This is a genomic window from Flavitalea flava, from assembly GCF_054461575.1.
Map to the genome: position 1 here is coordinate 36,747 of NZ_JBTLQH010000009.1, position 16,200 is coordinate 52,946.

11 protein-coding genes and 1 pseudogene are annotated in these 16,200 nt (G+C 46.7%); 4 read left to right on the forward strand and 8 right to left on the reverse strand.

The window, feature by feature from the left end; all coding sequences use genetic code 11:
• Window positions 1-45: 45 nt before the first annotated feature.
• From murD to ACX0G9_RS10860, 8 genes and pseudogenes are all read right to left on the reverse strand, one after another.
• Window positions 46-1,317, reverse strand: a pseudogene (gene murD, locus ACX0G9_RS10825) (UDP-N-acetylmuramoyl-L-alanine--D-glutamate ligase); the annotation flags it as partial.
• Window positions 1,318-1,521: 204 nt separating this feature from the next.
• Window positions 1,522-2,802, reverse strand: a complete 1,281-nt coding sequence (gene mraY / locus ACX0G9_RS10830) for a phospho-N-acetylmuramoyl-pentapeptide-transferase (protein ID WP_459064914.1) — start codon at window positions 2,800-2,802, stop codon at window positions 1,522-1,524.
• A 148-nt stretch (window positions 2,803-2,950) separates the two neighbouring features.
• Window positions 2,951-4,417 (reverse strand): UDP-N-acetylmuramoyl-L-alanyl-D-glutamate--2,6-diaminopimelate ligase, encoded by a 1,467-nt coding sequence (locus ACX0G9_RS10835; protein WP_459064915.1) that lies wholly within the window; start codon window positions 4,415-4,417, stop codon window positions 2,951-2,953.
• A 29-nt stretch (window positions 4,418-4,446) separates the two neighbouring features.
• Complete coding sequence (locus ACX0G9_RS10840) at window positions 4,447-6,546, reverse strand: penicillin-binding protein (RefSeq protein WP_459064916.1); 2,100 nt, start codon at window positions 6,544-6,546, stop codon at window positions 4,447-4,449.
• A gap of 79 nt (window positions 6,547-6,625) precedes the next feature.
• On the reverse strand, window positions 6,626-7,168 hold the full coding sequence (locus tag ACX0G9_RS10845) for an FtsL-like putative cell division protein (RefSeq protein WP_459064917.1): 543 nt from the start codon (window positions 7,166-7,168) through the stop codon (window positions 6,626-6,628).
• A gap of 76 nt (window positions 7,169-7,244) precedes the next feature.
• Entirely contained in the window at window positions 7,245-8,222 is a 978-nt protein-coding gene (rsmH, locus tag ACX0G9_RS10850) for a 16S rRNA (cytosine(1402)-N(4))-methyltransferase RsmH (protein WP_459064918.1), read from the reverse strand.
• The gene (gene mraZ, locus ACX0G9_RS10855) at window positions 8,219-8,680 is read right to left on the reverse strand and encodes a division/cell wall cluster transcriptional repressor MraZ (RefSeq protein ID WP_459064919.1); all 462 of its coding nucleotides are present in this window, start codon (window positions 8,678-8,680) and stop codon (window positions 8,219-8,221) included. The genes rsmH and mraZ overlap by 4 nt, the downstream gene beginning before the upstream one ends.
• A 318-nt stretch (window positions 8,681-8,998) precedes the next feature.
• A complete protein-coding gene (locus ACX0G9_RS10860) occupies window positions 8,999-9,805 on the reverse strand; it encodes a hypothetical protein (RefSeq protein WP_459064920.1) in 807 nt (268 codons plus the stop codon).
• A 218-nt stretch (window positions 9,806-10,023) separates the two neighbouring features.
• Here ACX0G9_RS10860 and ACX0G9_RS10865 point away from each other — a divergent pair, with 218 nt between their 5' ends.
• From ACX0G9_RS10865 to ACX0G9_RS10880, 4 genes are all read left to right on the forward strand, one after another.
• Entirely contained in the window at window positions 10,024-11,754 is a 1,731-nt protein-coding gene (locus ACX0G9_RS10865; RefSeq protein ID WP_459064921.1) for a DUF6734 family protein, read from the forward strand.
• 72 nt (window positions 11,755-11,826) lie between these two features.
• The gene (locus ACX0G9_RS10870) at window positions 11,827-12,117 is read left to right on the forward strand and encodes a hypothetical protein (RefSeq protein WP_459064922.1); all 291 of its coding nucleotides are present in this window, start codon (window positions 11,827-11,829) and stop codon (window positions 12,115-12,117) included.
• Between the two features lie 223 nt (window positions 12,118-12,340).
• Window positions 12,341-13,948: a vitamin K epoxide reductase family protein gene (locus ACX0G9_RS10875; protein WP_459064923.1), complete on the forward strand. Its 1,608-nt coding sequence runs from the start codon at window positions 12,341-12,343 to the stop codon at window positions 13,946-13,948.
• Between the two features lie 39 nt (window positions 13,949-13,987).
• Window positions 13,988-16,192, forward strand: coding sequence for a peptidase domain-containing ABC transporter (locus ACX0G9_RS10880; RefSeq protein ID WP_459064924.1), 2,205 nt, complete (start codon window positions 13,988-13,990; stop codon window positions 16,190-16,192).
• Window positions 16,193-16,200: the final 8 nt, after the last annotated feature.

Sequence of the window (16,200 nt, forward strand, 5' to 3'; positions counted from 1 at the left end):
AAACTGTTTGCCCCTGTCCTCATAATTCTTAAACAGATCAAAACTGGCGCAGGCTGGGCTCAACAGGATCGTGTCTCCTTTGGTCGCAAAATGAAAGGCAGCTTTCACCGCTTCATCCGCGCTCCCTGTATTCACCATCAGCGCCACATCATTCTGAAAAGCCTCGTGAATCTTACGGTTATCCACTCCCATGCAAACGATCGCCTTCACCTTTTCCTTTACCAGATCCCTGATCAGCGAATAATCGTTCCCTTTATCCACCCCGCCCAATATCAGAATGGTTGGCTTATCCATGCTTTCAAGGGCATACCAGGTACTATTGACATTGGTCGCCTTGGAGTCGTTGATAAACTCCACCCCCCTTACCGTACTGACGTATTCCATACGGTGCTCCAGCGCTTCAAAGCTCTGGATCGCCTCGCGGATCTTTTGCTTACGAATGCCCACGGTGGCCGATGCAATTCCTGCTGCCATAGTATTATATTGATTGTGAATGCCCTTCAAGGCAAAATCATAAATGCTCATCTGCAGTTTCTCGCTGCCGGTCTCAATGTTCATTTGTCCGTTCCTGATAAATCCGCCTTTGTTTAGTTCGTGTTGCATAGTAAATGGTAATGGGTTAGAATGAAAGGGAACCTCGTCTATATACTTTTTTGTCACCGGATCATCTTCACAATAAATAAAAAAATCTTCTTTTGTCTGATTCATCACGATCCGGAACTTGCTGCGGATATAATTCTCAAACTTGTAATCGTAACGGTCGAGATGATCTTCCGTGATATTGGTCAGAATGGCTACATCCGGCCTGAACTCCACGATATCATCCAACTGAAAACTGCTGATCTCAACCACATACCACTTCTTCGGATCCTCTGCCACCTGGCGGGCGAAGGAATACCCGATATTCCCGACCAGGGCGCAATCCAGACCGCCGTGTTTAAAAATATGGTAGGTCATTGCGGTGGTCGTCGTCTTTCCGTTACTGCCCGTGATGCCAATGATCTTACTGTCTCCCTTATACCGGAAAGCCAGCTCTATCTCGCTGATGACCGGGATCCCTTTTGAACGGATCATTTTCACCATTTCATTTTTGTCCGGAATGCCCGGGCTTTTCATCACCTCGTCAGCGTTCAGGATCTTTTCTTCCGTATGCCCGCCTTCTTCAAAAGCGATACCCGCCTTTTTCAAATCCTCCCGGTAATTGTCTTTTAGCGATCCGCCGTCAGAAACAAAAACGTCATATCCCCGTTGAACAGCCAGCAAAGCCGCCCCAACACCGCTTTCTCCACCTCCCAATATGACCAATCGTTTGTTCATCCCATCCTTATTTTCAATTCATTCAGGCAACAGGTTCCTCCGGCGAACCTTCCGGTTCCCTCGCGGGGACAACATTCCAATGCCGGTTTAAGGGCGGATTAAGTGGGGTTTTTCAAAAGTATGAACTTCACTGCACCACAATTTCTTTACGTCAGGGGGTCATTTGATTGCCGTGTTCCGGTACTTGGTTTTCCATAAATATGTTTACCTGATCTTCAGGGTCGCGATAGCCGATCCTACACAGAGGATGGTCACGATCCAGAATCTTGTTACGATCTTGCTCTCATGATAACCCAGCTTCTGATAATGATGATGCAGGGGGCTTATGAGAAAAACCCGGCGACCTTCTCCATATTTCTTTTTCGTATACTTGAAATAGGAGACCTGAATGATTACACTCAGTTCTTCTACCAGGAATACGCCGCAGAAAATAGGGATCAGCAATTCCTTCCGCACGATAATGGCGAGGGCGGCAATAATACCTCCCAGGGTCAGGCTGCCGGTATCGCCCATAAACACCTGCGCGGGATAAGCATTGTACCAGAGAAATCCTGCACAGGCCCCGACCATGGCCCCGATAAAAATGGACAACTCGCCCAGGTTAGGGATATACATGATATTCAGGTATTCGGCAAAACGAATGTTGCCGCTGGCATAGGCGAAAATGCCCAGGCAGACGCCAATAAAGGCGCTGGTGCCGGTGGCCAATCCATCCAACCCATCGGTAATATTGGCACCGTTCGAAACGGCCGTGACAATAACGATCACGATCAAAATATATAGTACCCATGTAGCACCCCGCACTGCGGCAGGCAATAACTTGGAATAATTGAATTCATGATTTTTGACGAAGGGAATGGTAGTGATAGGCTCCTTTGCCTCAACGAACTTTTTCTCCTTCCCGTCCAGTACGACCACTTTGATCCCTGTCGTATCGGAAATCCGTGCCTGTCCTACATACTCCCGCCAAACCTTTGTATTGGAATTAAAATAAAGGGTAGCTCCAACGACCACACCTAATACTACCTGCCCAAGGATCTTAAACCAGCCGGCCAGACCGTCCTTATCGGCTTTTTTGTAGGATACCCCCTGCTGCTGAGCCAGGCGTTTGGACCTTAGTTTCAGGTAATCGTCGATAAATCCGATAATGCCGAGCCAGATGGTACTGAAGATCATCAGCCGTATATAAGCTTTATTCAGATTGGCCAGCAACAGCGTAGGAACCAGTATGGCCATGATAATGATCAATCCACCCATGGTCGGTGTTCCTTTTTTCTGTTGTTCTCCCGGCAAACCCAGGTCACGAACGCTCTCGCCTACCTGCTTGCGTCGCAGGTAATTGATCAGGCGTTTGCCAAAAATAAGGGTGATGACCAACGATAACAGTACTGCCAACAGCACCCGGAAGGTGATGAATTGGAACAAGGCTCCCCCAGGCACTTTTATGCCAGTCTGTTTAAACCATTCGAATAAAGAATACAGCATGTCGGTCTTTTATATTTCAATAAGTGCATTCCCTGCCTAAGCGCATTCCCTGCCTAAGCGGATCCGCTGGAAGCGGATCGTCCGAAGGACAGACTTTAGCCCTTTGCAGGGAATGTGCTACATTTTATTAAGCGCATTCCCTGCAATATTACTTCTCCAGCAACTCAAACAATTCCAGCAACACCTGTCTATCGTCAAAGGGATATTTCACTCCTTTTATCTCCTGGTATTTTTCATGTCCTTTCCCTGCGATCAGCAGGATATCTTCCGGTCCGGCCAGGTTGATCGCCGTTCGTATCGCCTCTTTTCGGTCGGCAATCGACGTATACTTCCTTTTGGCCGCCGTGTTCAAACCTTCTTCCATGTCTTTTATGATCTGCGCAGGGTCTTCGTTCCTGGGATTATCGGAGGTGAAGATCACTTTATCACTATAATCACAGGCGGCCAGGGCCATTACCGGTCTTTTGGTCTTATCCCTGTCTCCGCCACAACCTACTACTGTTATGATATGCTCATGCCCTTTCCGCAATTTGTGAATGGTCTCCAGGACGTTGACCAGGGCATCGGGAGTATGGGCATAGTCAATTATACCCACCACTCTTTCTTTGGGGGACAGCACATAATCGAATCTGCCTTCCGCACCGGTCAGTACACTCAGACAACGCAGCACTTCCTGTTTGTCCTCGCCCAGGCATATCGCCGCACCATACACGGCCAGTAAATTGTAGGCGTTGAATTCCCCGATGAGCCGGAAATGCACTTCCTGGTCGTTGACGGTCATCACCAGACCTGTCAGATTGTTTTCCAGGATTTTTCCTTTGAAATCCGCCAGCGTTTTCAGACTATAGAAATACTTCTTTGCCTGGGTATTCTGCAGCATCACCGGTCCCCTTTTATCATCTGCATTCGATATAGCAAAGGCATCCGAAGGCAGGGAATCGAAAAAGGATTTTTTCACCCGGATATATTCGTCGAAAGTCTTATGATAGTCCAGGTGGTCATGCGTAATATTGCTGAATAGCCCCCCGGCATACCGCAACCCGGAGATGCGGTGCTGATGGATGGCGTGTGAGCTGGTTTCCATGAACACATACGTACAATCCTCGTCCACCATCTCCTTTAGCAAGGCGTTGAGATGAATGGCATCAGGGGTAGTATGCGTAGCAGGAACGATCCGTTCGCCGATATGATTCTGAACGGTACTTAGCAATCCGCACTTGGCCCCCAAAGCCGTGAATAATTTATATAATAAGGTGGCGATGGTCGTTTTTCCATTTGTACCGGTGACACCAATGAGCTTTAACTTTTCCGAAGGCTGTCCGTAAAAATTATGAGCGATCATTCCGGTTGCGGCTGCACTGTCTTCAACCTGTATATAGGTAACCCCTGCTACCAGTTTTTCGGGTAACACTTCACAAACAATGGTACCGGCTCCGGATTCTATTACCTGATCGATAAAAAGATGACCATCGACATGGGTTCCCCTGACGGCAATAAAAAGAGACCCGGATCCGATATTCCTGGAATCGGTCTGCAAGTCAGGCACCTTTCTGTCCAGCTCCCCATGAACGGACCGGATACTAACCTTATACAATATCTCCTGCAGATGTGCCATACTTCCTTTCTCCCTTTAGGGTAGGGGTTTTAATTTAGTTGAAGAATTATTGTTTCATTTTTTTGAAGGGCCGATCCCGGTTCTATACTTTGTGTCTTTACTTTTCCTTTGCCATTTGCCGCTACCCGCAATTCCATACTTTCCAGGAGATACAGCGCATCTTTTAATCCCATTCCCTTTACATCCGGTATCGTTTGCCGGGATACCCTTTCCTGATTAAGCACCGGCTGTTCTCCGGCAGCGCCGTATAACCGGCTGTATTCCTGCTTTCCTGCGGAATCCTTATAATCCAGCCCCAGGGACCGGATCACCTCTTTCATATCCCGGGTACAGCCTGCATAATAAAATTGAGCGCTATCCTTTTTCAGTGCAGGAGCTTCCTGTTGGCTGCCCTGCGCACTCATCAGTTTGTCTGCCAGTTCCCGGAAGACCGGCCCTGCGACTTTGCCGCCATAATATATTTTTGCAAAAGGTTTGTTCTTGATCACTACGATGCAGGAATATTGGGGGTTCTTCGCAGGGAAATACCCGGCAAAAGAAGACTGGTAGATATGTTCTGCATAACCACGGGTCCCACTCGCTATCAGGGCTGTTCCTGTTTTACCGGCAGACTTATAGAAGGCCGTTTTAAAAAGATCCTTTGCTGTCCCTTCCGTGCATACCCCTTCCAGGCATTCCTTCAATTGACGAAGTGTTTCCTCGCTGCATATTTTTTCGATAATCGCCTCCGGCTGATTTTCCTTCACGGTGATTCCCGAAACCTGGATAGCGTTCACCAGGTAAGGCCGCATCATTCGTCCGTTATTGGCCACCGCGTTATAGAGGGTAAGGGTTTGAAGCGGGCTCACCAGCACTTCATATCCGAAAGCCATCCAGGGCAGGGTGGTATTACTCCAGGTTTTGGATTTTGGTGTCTTGACGACCGGCATGGCCTCGCCGACCAGGTCAATGCCTGTTTGTCGATTCAGCTGCAGTTTTTTCAGATGATCGATGAACCGGGTAGGGTTATCGTTATAATGATTGTAAACCAGTTTGGCCATGCCAACATTAGAGCTCACTTCGAAAGCCTCTTTAACGGTTACATTGTTGTTCTCATGTTTCTCGGAATTATAGATCGTACGACCGGCAACTTTCCACCCGTCTTCTATATTAACGATATCGGTCAGCTTTACCTGCTTATCTTCAAGCAAGGTGAGCATCGTAGCCAGCTTAAAGGTGGATCCCGGTTCGGTAGCACGGATCGCATAGTTGAGGTCTTCCCAATACGTTCCGTCAGGCTGCTTTCCGAGATTAGCGATAGCTTTGATCTTACCGGTAGAGACTTCCATCACGATACAGGTTCCGTGTTCGGCATCATTTTCAGTGAGTGCCTTCAGCAGGGCATTCTCGGCGATATCCTGGATATTTACGTCCAGGGTGGTGAGAATATCCTTACCGTTCTCCGATTCGATCTCGTAACCTTCGACAGGGATATAAGTGCCTCCTGCAATATAACGGACCAGGCGTTTGCCGCTTTCCCCTTTTAATAAAGTATCGTAGGTACGTTCCAGTCCTACGTTCTGGGCATTCGCTCTTGCCAGGCCAATGGTACGATTGGCCAGCAAGCCGAACGGATTTAATCTTTTACTGTTTACCTCCGCAATAAAACCGCTCTTATTACGCCCCTGGCGGACAAGTGGAAAATTGCGAAGTTTCTTATATTGGTCGAAAGACAAATTAGCCTGTAATGCATAATAACGATCCGTATTCCGGTAACCTTGCAGCAGATCTTTTTTATAGGCAGCAGCGGATTGATCTCCGAAAAGACCGGCCAGGCAATGGGCGAGGGAATCGACATTTTCTTTAAACCGTTTGCCGTTCTTTTCGCGGAGGCCATCGGCGGCAAAATCTATATATATATTGAAATAAGGAACGGAGGTGCTCAGCATACTGCTATCCTCGCTGTAGATCGTTCCCCGGTCTGCGTCCAGTTCAATGAATTTCTGATGAAGACTGTCGCTCAATCCTCTCCAATAGGCCCCCTGGACGCGCTGAATATAAAATGCCTTACCGAGAACACAGAGGCTGATCACCACCATGCCGATGAAGCAAAGATATACTCTCCATAATATGTCGCGTTTGATCTCCAAGTTCTTGTTTGTCTTTATTTAATGCTTAACTATTTTTATTGTATTCTTATCGATAGTTATCTGCCTTTTTCCGCCCGGTTTATTTCTTCACACTGTCGATCAGCATGATGGGTGGTTGTACCAGTTCTTTCAGTCCAAAAGGCTCAACCGCTTTAGCCAGCTCGCTTTGTTTGCTCCGGAACATCACCTCGCTCTTCAATGTTTTATATTCGTATTGCAGTTCCTTCAATTCTTTATTCGTTCTGTTGATGTCCCTGACGATCTTATCCGCATAATGGCCATTATAGATATAAACCACTGCCAGTGCCGCGAGAAACAGGAAAAATGAGATATTCCTCATGATCCAGCGGTAACTCAGGGTTGGTCTCCAACGAACCTTCGGTTCTCCATCCTTTCCTTTTCTGCCCTTTCCCCTGCTTTTCTCCAGTTCCGTTCCTCCCTTTTCCGAACCTTCTGTTTCATCTTCCTCTATATCTACGATGTCCCCTCCGGCATCTTCACTACCCGTGAGCGGCGCCTTTTTTCTTTTGCGCTTCGGCGTTGCACCCGGAGCTTCTATATCCGCGTCGTCCAAGGCAACCGGATCCGTTTCTTTATTTTTGTTTTGTTTAATGGTGTTCATGTCGTTCAATTTTCAAGGGCCGTCCCCGCCAGCCTTTTCACAACTCACTTTGCTCCTTTTCTTTTCATCCCTCTCTTCATTCAGCTCTCCGTTCTTTTTTTCCGGTTCCCGCCGGTCCGGAATCCAGTTTTTCCGCTATGCGCAGTTTTGCGCTACGGGCCCTGGGGTTTTGTTTTTGTTCCTGATCACCCGGAATAACCGGTTTTTTGGTAATCACTTTGAGCAGAAGGGTGGTGGCAGAATGTCCGAAGGGGTCAGTAGATTCTTCTTCTTCCCCGAAAGAACCTCTTTTAAAAAAGTTCTTAACGATCCTGTCTTCCAGGGAATGAAAAGTGATCATAACGGCGCGACCGCCGGGAAGAAGCAGGCCAGGCAATTGTTGCAACATTTCTTGTAATGCTCCCAATTCATCATTCACTGCGATGCGTAAAGCCTGGAAAACCTGGGCAAAGTACTTGTTGGGATTCCCTTTCACCACGCTGTTCAGAGCCGTTTTAAAATGAACGATGGTCTTTAGCGGCGCTGCGTTTCGCAATTCAACGATCCTCCTGGCCAGTGTTTTGGCATTCGTCACCTCTCCATATTGTTCGAATAGTTTGTGCAGGCGGGTTTCTGACCAGGTATGGACGATCTCTGAAGCGGTAAGCGTCTGCCGCTGATCCATTCTCATGTCCAGATCGCCTTCGTACCGGATGGAAAACCCTCTTCCCGGTTCGTCGAACTGATGACTGCTGACACCCAGATCGGCTAGTATACCATCTACCTGCTTGACCTGGTGCAAACGAAGGAAGCGGCTCAAATGACGAAAGTTGTGCGGCAAAAAGGTGATGCGCGTGTCGTTCGGCAGATTCCGTTTAGCATCGCTATCCTGGTCGAAAGCAAACAATCTGCCCGCCTCCCCCAAACGTCCGAGTATACCTTTGGAATGACCGCCGCCGCCGAAAGTGCAGTCGACATAGATTCCGTCCGGTTTTATTTCCAATCCATCGAGCGCCTCCTGCAGCATCACGGGAACGTGATAACTATCCTCCTTATGGGCATCCTGTCCGATCAAGGCTGGACCCCTCCGGGGTTCATCACCTGACTCGCCAGATCGCTGAATGATTCGGGTGAAAAAGATTCAAAGAACTGTTGATACTTATTTTTATCCCAGATTTCAATTTTATTAACTGCCGATACCAGCACGATGTCCTTTTCCAGGCTGGCATGCTCCTTCAGATTTTGAGGGACCAGCAACCGCCCGGCCGAGTCCAATTCTGTCATAGTAGCCCCATTCAAAAAATATCTTCGGAATTCCCGTACTTTGGGATCAAAATCATTTAGTTGGCTAATCTTGGCAAAAATGGGTTCCCAGGTTTTTATGGGGTACAGGGTAAGGCATTTTTCAAACCCTCTATTCACTACGAACTGCGCGTTTCCATCTTCCGGCAATTGCTTTTTGAAGCCAGCCGGGAGCAGGAAGCGACCTTTTGAGTCCAGCGTAGCTTCGTATTCGCCCAGAAAACCAATCATTTATGAGGTGTTGAATCAAGTTAAACTAAAACTAACACAAAATAACACATTTTCCCACTTTCAGCGGGGGATTTGAAAAATTTAATTTTTCCACAACAGTGCATTACCCATGATAGATGGGCGTAGTAAGTAATTCGGAGCCAAATAGATGAGGGAAACCACTTATAAGATGTGGATTAACTGTGAATTACGGTGGATAACCTGTGGATTACGATGTGAAAAGCTGAATTATAATCAAATAGCCCCCAGATAACAACATAAATTGGTCAGATGCCAGGAGATGGGATAAATGCTCAAAAAAGAGGTAAAATTTGAATTTTATAGAGCGGGGCGTTTTCTCCAGGGGGAGAATTTACGGTTCCGGTAACCGTGGATACAGCTGCTTAGGAATAAAATTCCCGCTACGAAAAAGGCAGTAGGTGCAACAGGCGATTCCCTGTCCCGGTTAGCCACTCCAACGGCGACGAGAGCCCAGACTCCCACAAATGCATATTCCCGCATATTCCTCATCCACGTCATAAAAAGGTTAATGCCGCCTGCGACCAGGATCATGATAATGGCCCAGCTAACCTCTCCAATCCCGAAACCATTCCAGTTTATTTTTACCAGCCAGGCGGAGACATTCGCAATCAGGGCGACCGATATCCAACCTGCATACAGGGAAAAAGGCCACCAGACAAAAGCAATGGTTCGTAAAGGAGGATCGGTTAATTCCATATCCGTCCGCAGAATAATTTTTAATAAGGAAAAAAGGAGAACAACCATGATCAACACGGAAAGCCCTGTAAATTCAAACACCCAGGCCAGTACCCAGGCGCTGTTGGCCAGACAGGAAAGTACAAACCACCAACCTGTCTGCCTGGTGAGCACATCCGTCTCCGCTTTTGTGATTGTTCCGGGCTTACTCCAAAGACCGCGAAGCTGGAAAACGACAAAACAAATCAGCCCAAGATAGATCAGACCCCATATGGAAAAGGCGTAACCTGCGGGTGTAAACAGTGCCGGGTATTTTGCTGAGACAGCGGCAATGGTGGTGCCGTTGAACCCACCCTTGTTAGAAAGATAATTGATGATTATCGTGATGATCAGAGCGATCCCGTTAGCAATAGGCAGGGCTTTTTTCATGATGGGGTTATTTATGCAATTCCTGTTCCAGGCCAGCTACCTCAAATGCCTTAGGTATTACTCCGGATTAAAACTAAAAAGAGCGGCAAAGTGAAGAGATAAACCTATGGCAATATAGAGAAAAACCTGTATTCCGGATAGCGTTAACCCTTAGAGGCCGCTAAATAAAAGCCAATTACATTTTCCGGTGAAAGCAAAATTCTACATTTCAATACTGCATGAAAATCATACAAACTTTTTGGTCGGGACCACCGGGCAATACAGATCCGTCGGAAAAAAAAGAACCGCCGGGAAAAAAAGATCTACGGGACAATAATGGTTTTCCTGTTGCCGGCCGGGACAACGGACTAATGCATGATAACGGCCTGTCGATAAAAGCCGGATGGCTGTCCCCCGAATTCCATTGGATGAGCTGGGCGCTGAGTTGTCTGCGGTTAAAAGAACTATATGGGGAAGTTGAATTAATAACGGACAAAAAAGGAAAAAAGGTCCTGATCGATACCCTGGGACTGCCATATTCCAAAGTCAGCACCAGTCTGGAAGGTACGCTCGATCATTATCCAAAAGAATTATGGGCGCTGGCAAAAGTCCATTCCTACAGCATTCAAAAAGAGCCGTTCATACATATCGACGGAGATGTATTCCTTTGGCAGCCATTTAACCGGGATTTGCTGCATGCACCGGTCATATCTCAAAACCAGGAATTGAATCTTTTTTTTTACAAGACAATTCTCGATGAGGTCAATGCCAATTTCAGCTACATCCCAGAGTATTTTTCCCAAATCCATTATGAGAACAAGGATATCCGTTCCAGTAATGCAGGGATCATCGGCGGCAATGACCTGGGCTTCATAGCGAAATATTGCAGGAACGCCTTCGACTTTATTGACCGGAATATGAACTGTCTGCAAAAGGTCAATACCGGCAACCTGAATTTCCTTTTTGAACAATACCTTTTATATCAACTGGCTGCACAGCAGAAAATCCCCATCCATTATTTTATGGAGGATATTGTGGACAATCCGTTGTTCCGCGACTATGTACGTTTTGAAGATCATCCTTTTCTGAAAATGATCCATCCGGTCGGGGGATTTAAAAAAATGCACAACATTTGCAACCAGCTTGCCAAAAAACTAAGAAAAGATTACCCGGACTTTTATTATAAGATCATACGGACGTTAAAAAAGGCGGAAGTCCCTCTGAATATTCGGTATTATGCCGATGACAGAGGCCTCGTAAAGGGTATGACGCCGGGTAACGGGGTCATCGGCTTTGAAAGAACAATTGCGGCTATCGATCTGCTTCAACGCAAACATACCGGCCCCCCGGTCCAGGAAAACCCGGCTATTAAAGATCTTCAGCAGGAGGAACTGTATGCTTTTATCGATTCATTCGACATTCCCGGCCTTCAGAAATCCGAAAAAGACTGTCTCCTGGAAATTTTTGCACTCGAGTCTGCCAGAATAAAAAGCTTTGTCAAATGGATTGCAGACCCGGATACACTCACCCACCTTTATAACCAGGACGTAACCAGTTTCAACATCATCCAGGAAGTTTTTGGAAGGACTCCTGAGCAAGCGCTTACCATCAGGGTAAAACTAAACGAAATGGTTGAGGTGATGGATGTGAACTGGGGCTGGCGATACGAATATGTGGAACAGATCCCAGCCTTAGTTTCCAGAATATTCGGCGAACCCGCCTTGTTCAGGCAAATAGCCCTGATCCCCTCTGTTTTACAGGCGTCAGTCGATGAATATAACCTGGATGAAATAGATATGCTCATCGCTGAGATCTGCAAGGAACCGCAGCAAATAAATGAGATCGCGGATAAGATTAAACCCTTCTTCGGGCAGGAGGAAGTAGACAAAAACCTGTCCGCTTTTTTTAAATTGATTACCGACTCTGTCAAACGGATGACCTACGCGGGAATACTCGGGGTCAGTCCATAGCCGGTTTTGTTTATACTGGTATTTTTTTACCTTAACAGGGTATCATATTTATTAACGTCTAAATTTTTTTCGATGCTTGACAAATTCAAAAGTTTCGGAAGACTCAATCTTGGAGTAGAACTTTCCAAAAATGAGCAAAAGAAAATTGTCGGTGGATGCGGAGGGTACAATGAACCCTCTTGTACCGGGGGCGGCGGAACCGGCGGCGGCGGCACTACCCCAAGCGGCGCTCAAACCTATTGTAGTGGCGGGGGTTCCGGACCTTTCCCCACCTGCGGACCTTATGGCTGTAGCAGCCAGATCGGATGCCAGCCAGCCTATTGTCCTGCAGCGGGCCATGGTTCATTCCTGTATTGCGCATAAGCAATCTAACCAGCCAAAAAAAAGCTGCCTTAACTGCAAGGTTAGGGCAGTTTTTTTGTAGGAACCAAAAAATGAATAATTGTTTTTCCCGGGGAGCAATTATGCAAAAAGTTAAAAAACGGTAAACATAAACCCTTACCGGTATCTAAGATTTCTGCTAAATACATGTAAACTCTTAAATACGTTCATTAATTAAGGGCTAAAAAATCCAACCAGTCGCCATATGGAATTCGATGCCATCGCCAGACAATTTTTAAAAAGCTGTGGTCTGACTATTAGTTCACGCTTCCTTACCCGGCAGTTAAGATCTCATCCTGACTATCCCTATCTGACCTCCCTGACTGACCTATTAGATGATCTCGGTATAGAACATCTGGTCATCGATGCCGATAAAACAAAACTGGAAGACTTTCCATTCCCGGTATTGGTGCATACCTCCAGCGAAGGAACAGATGCATTTGAGATCATTCGTTCCCTGAAAGAAGTCAACAGGAACAAGGAAGGTTTCCTTAAAAGATGGGATGGTATTGTATTGATGGTTGATAAGAACAGCAGGATCATTCATGAAGAACAGGAGAACTTTTTAAAAGAAGAAAAAATAAATAAATGGGTATCCCTGGCAGCCCTCGCAGGAATAGCCCATATGTATATAATCACAATAGTGCTGAAATGGGAACCGGTTACTTTTATGGTATCATTGCTTAGTGCGGGAGGATGTTTTATCTGCAGCCTGCTGGTCCTCCGTAGTCTGGGCAAAGAAAACGCGATCAGCAAAAAACTTTGTCAGGGGGAGGGTCAGTCAGGATGCGACAAAGTTCTTTATTCAAAAGGAGCGGAAATACCGGGATTCCTGAGCCTGGCCGACCTGGGCCTGCTTTATTTCAGCACCCAATTCCTGTTCCTGTTATTGGGACAGCTTACCTTATCTTCCAGCCTCAACCTTCTTTTACTGGTTATTCCCGCAGGGCTTTCCGTTATTTTCTCCTTTGTTTCTTTCTGGTATCAGGGCCTGGTGGTTAAAGGCTGGTGTCGCATGTGCCTGATCGTGGCAGGCATCATCTGGGCACAGGCGATCCTCTTATTAAGCGCCAGGTCCCTATGGATAAATGGTTTTGAGCCGAACGGTATACTATCTGCCGCCCTTCTTTTCCTGACCCTGTTCTTTCTTTTTTTTGCCGCCTTGTTTTTTATAAAAAAATTCTACCGGAGAGCAGCGCTTTACGATAGTAAAGAAATTGATATTTTATCCTGGAAACGAAACGCCGGCATCTTTTCGACTTTTTTGAATCAGCAGCGGCAGGTGGAAAATCAGGTATGGCAGGATGATATCTTATTGGGCGACAGGAACGCTCCTATTCAACTTCTTGTAGTCAACAACCCCTATTGCATCCCTTGTGCGCGGGAATACACTCAATTGCAGATGCTGCTAAAAGCTTACCCGGACCTTGTCTGCGTCATCATCCGTTGGGCCGTGATCTCCCGGGATCCCTCCGACAGGCGGAACCTGGCAATCGATCTTCTATTGGACGCCTGTCTTTCTCCCAACGGGAAAAACAGCCAGGAAACGATCCTGCATGACTGGTTTGCTACGATGGACCCGGAAATATGGAAAAGCAAGTATGGGAACCTGCTCAGTAAAGAAACATACCGGCATCAGGCTTTACTTAACAAACACGCCGACTGGTATATGCAAAACAATATCACACATACACCAACGGTCTTCCTGAATGGTTATGAATTACCTAAACAATATACCCTGAACGATTTGAAACTATTGATCCCTCTGATTGCGGAACCGGGTATACCAGTCCTGCAAAAACAGGTTTTTTAAATTTCCGGTCTCCTGTTTCAAACCGCTCAATAACAACGCATGAAATCATTCCCTTTTTACCAACAGCTGAATGCCATGGATTGCGGACCAACCTGTCTGCGGATGATCGCCCGTTATTATGGCAGGCATTACAATGCGGACAGCATGCGTAAGATCACTGGTTTTGGCAAAGAAGGCGTTTCCCTCCTCGGCATCAGCGAGGCCGCTGAGAAAATAGGTTTCAGGACAAGATGCGTACAGATCAATTATGAACAATTGACGCTGGAGGCCCCATTGCCTTGTATCCTTCATTGGGACCATCATCACTTTGTAGTGCTCCTTCCCCAAGCCCGGTGGAGAAGAAACAAAGACATCCAGCGTTGTGCGGACCCTGCCGATGGCATTTCCTCCTATACGCGTCATGAGTTCCTCAATCATTGGATAAGTACCACCAATGCCCAGGGGGAACAAACCGGAACAGCCCTGTTATTAGAACCTGCGCCAGCCTTTTATATGGAAAAAGGAGAAGAAGAAAAAAAACTGAGCTGGCGGTTGATCTTACAGTATCTTAAGACCTGCCGCTGGCAGGTCTTCCAGGTGCTCATCGCCTTATTGATCACCTCCATATTCCAGCTGATCTTTCCCTTCCTTACGCAAAGTATCGTAGACACGGGTATCAATACCCAGAATCTGCAATATGTAGTGATCGTGCTCATCGCCCAATTGATGCTTATTTTCAGCAGGGCCATTGTGGAATTCATCCGAAGCCGGTTACTCCTGAAAATATCCATAGTCGTCAACCTGTCCATCCTGTCCGACTTCCTCATTAAATTGACCCGTCTTCCCCTCTCCTATTTCGATAGCCGGCATACCGGGGATACCCTGCAAAGATTGAATGACAATAAAATGATCCAGGGCTTTTTAACCGATACTACGCTGAGTATCCTGTTCTCCCTGTTTAATTTTGTCATCTTTGCGATCGTACTGGCACTATACAACCTGCAATTATTCCTGATCTTTACGCTGGGCAGTATACTGTACTTCGTCTGGGTCCGGATCTTTCTTCGCGTCAGACGCAAGATCAATTACCAGACCTTTTACATTGCGTCCAGAGAGAATGATGCCACTTTGCAATTAGTTCAGGGTATGCAGGAGATCCGGCTCCATAACGCAGAGCAGCCCAAACGATGGGAATGGGAAAATATTCAGGCCGGGATCTTCAAACTAAATTTTAAAAGCCTTTCCTATAGTCAGGTCCAGCAGGCGGGCGCTCTTTTGATCAACGAAGGAAAAAATGCCGTGATCACTTTTATCGTCGCCCGTCTGGTCATCCGGGGCGAGCTGACCTTCGGAGCCATGCTGGCCGTGCAATATATAATCGGGCAATTGACCAGCCCCGTCGAACACTTTGTCTCCTTCATGCAAAGTGCCCAGGATGCCAAAATCAGTATGGAACGCCTTAATGAGATCCATCAATTGAAAGATGAGGAAGATCTTTCCAAAAACTATATAAGAGCCCTTCCCGACCAAAAAACGATCCGGTTGGAGAATCTGTCCTTCACTTATCCGGGTGCCGGAAATGAGCCCGTTCTGGATAACATCGATCTCGAAATACCGGAGGGAAAAACTACGGCTATCGTAGGACTGAGCGGAAGCGGTAAAACCACATTAATCAAGTTGCTGTTAAAGTTCTATGCAGATTTTAACGGTCAGATCAGGGTGGGGGAAACTAACTTCAGCCACTTCAGCCCCTCCTTCTGGCGCAAACAATGCGGGGCAGTCTTACAGGACGGATTTATATTCAACGACAACATTGCGAGCAATATCGTAGTGGGTGAAGACATTGTCGATCAGGCCCGGTTAATCCGTTGTTGCAAAATAGCCAATATCCTACCTTTTATCGAATCCCTTCCTAATGGTTTTGAAACACAAATGGGCGTAAATGGAATGGGCGTAAGCCAGGGACAGAAACAACGGATCCTGATCGCAAGATCCATTTATCATAATCCGCAGTATTTGTTTTTTGACGAGGCAACCAATGCCCTGGATGCCCATAACGAAAAACTGATCGTGGAGAACCTGGAGCAGATCTTTACCGGCAAAACCGTGGTCGTGGTAGCCCACCGGCTGAGTACCGTAAAAAATGCCGATAAGATCATCGTACTGGATAAGGGCCGTATTGTGGAAGAAGGAACCCATCTATCCTTGTCGGCCGCAAAAGGAAAATATTTCGAACTGGTAAAAAATCAATTGGACCTGGGGTAAAAAGACCG

What these genes read in the sequence shown, in the direction of transcription:
- mraZ (WP_459064919.1), bottom strand. Translation starts at nt 8,680, where the DNA reads ATGATTGGTTTTCTGGGCGAATACGAAGCTACGCTGGACTCAAAAGGT.
- mraY (WP_459064914.1), bottom strand. Translation starts at nt 2,802, where the DNA reads ATGCTGTATTCTTTATTCGAATGGTTTAAACAGACTGGCATAAAAGTG.
- ACX0G9_RS10870 (WP_459064922.1), top strand. Translation starts at nt 11,827, where the DNA reads ATGCTTGACAAATTCAAAAGTTTCGGAAGACTCAATCTTGGAGTAGAA.
- ACX0G9_RS10875 (WP_459064923.1), top strand. Translation starts at nt 12,341, where the DNA reads ATGGAATTCGATGCCATCGCCAGACAATTTTTAAAAAGCTGTGGTCTG.
- ACX0G9_RS10880 (WP_459064924.1), top strand. Translation starts at nt 13,988, where the DNA reads ATGAAATCATTCCCTTTTTACCAACAGCTGAATGCCATGGATTGCGGA.
- ACX0G9_RS10835 (WP_459064915.1), bottom strand. Translation starts at nt 4,417, where the DNA reads ATGGCACATCTGCAGGAGATATTGTATAAGGTTAGTATCCGGTCCGTT.
- ACX0G9_RS10860 (WP_459064920.1), bottom strand. Translation starts at nt 9,805, where the DNA reads ATGAAAAAAGCCCTGCCTATTGCTAACGGGATCGCTCTGATCATCACG.
- ACX0G9_RS10865 (WP_459064921.1), top strand. Translation starts at nt 10,024, where the DNA reads ATGAAAATCATACAAACTTTTTGGTCGGGACCACCGGGCAATACAGAT.
- ACX0G9_RS10845 (WP_459064917.1), bottom strand. Translation starts at nt 7,168, where the DNA reads ATGAACACCATTAAACAAAACAAAAATAAAGAAACGGATCCGGTTGCC.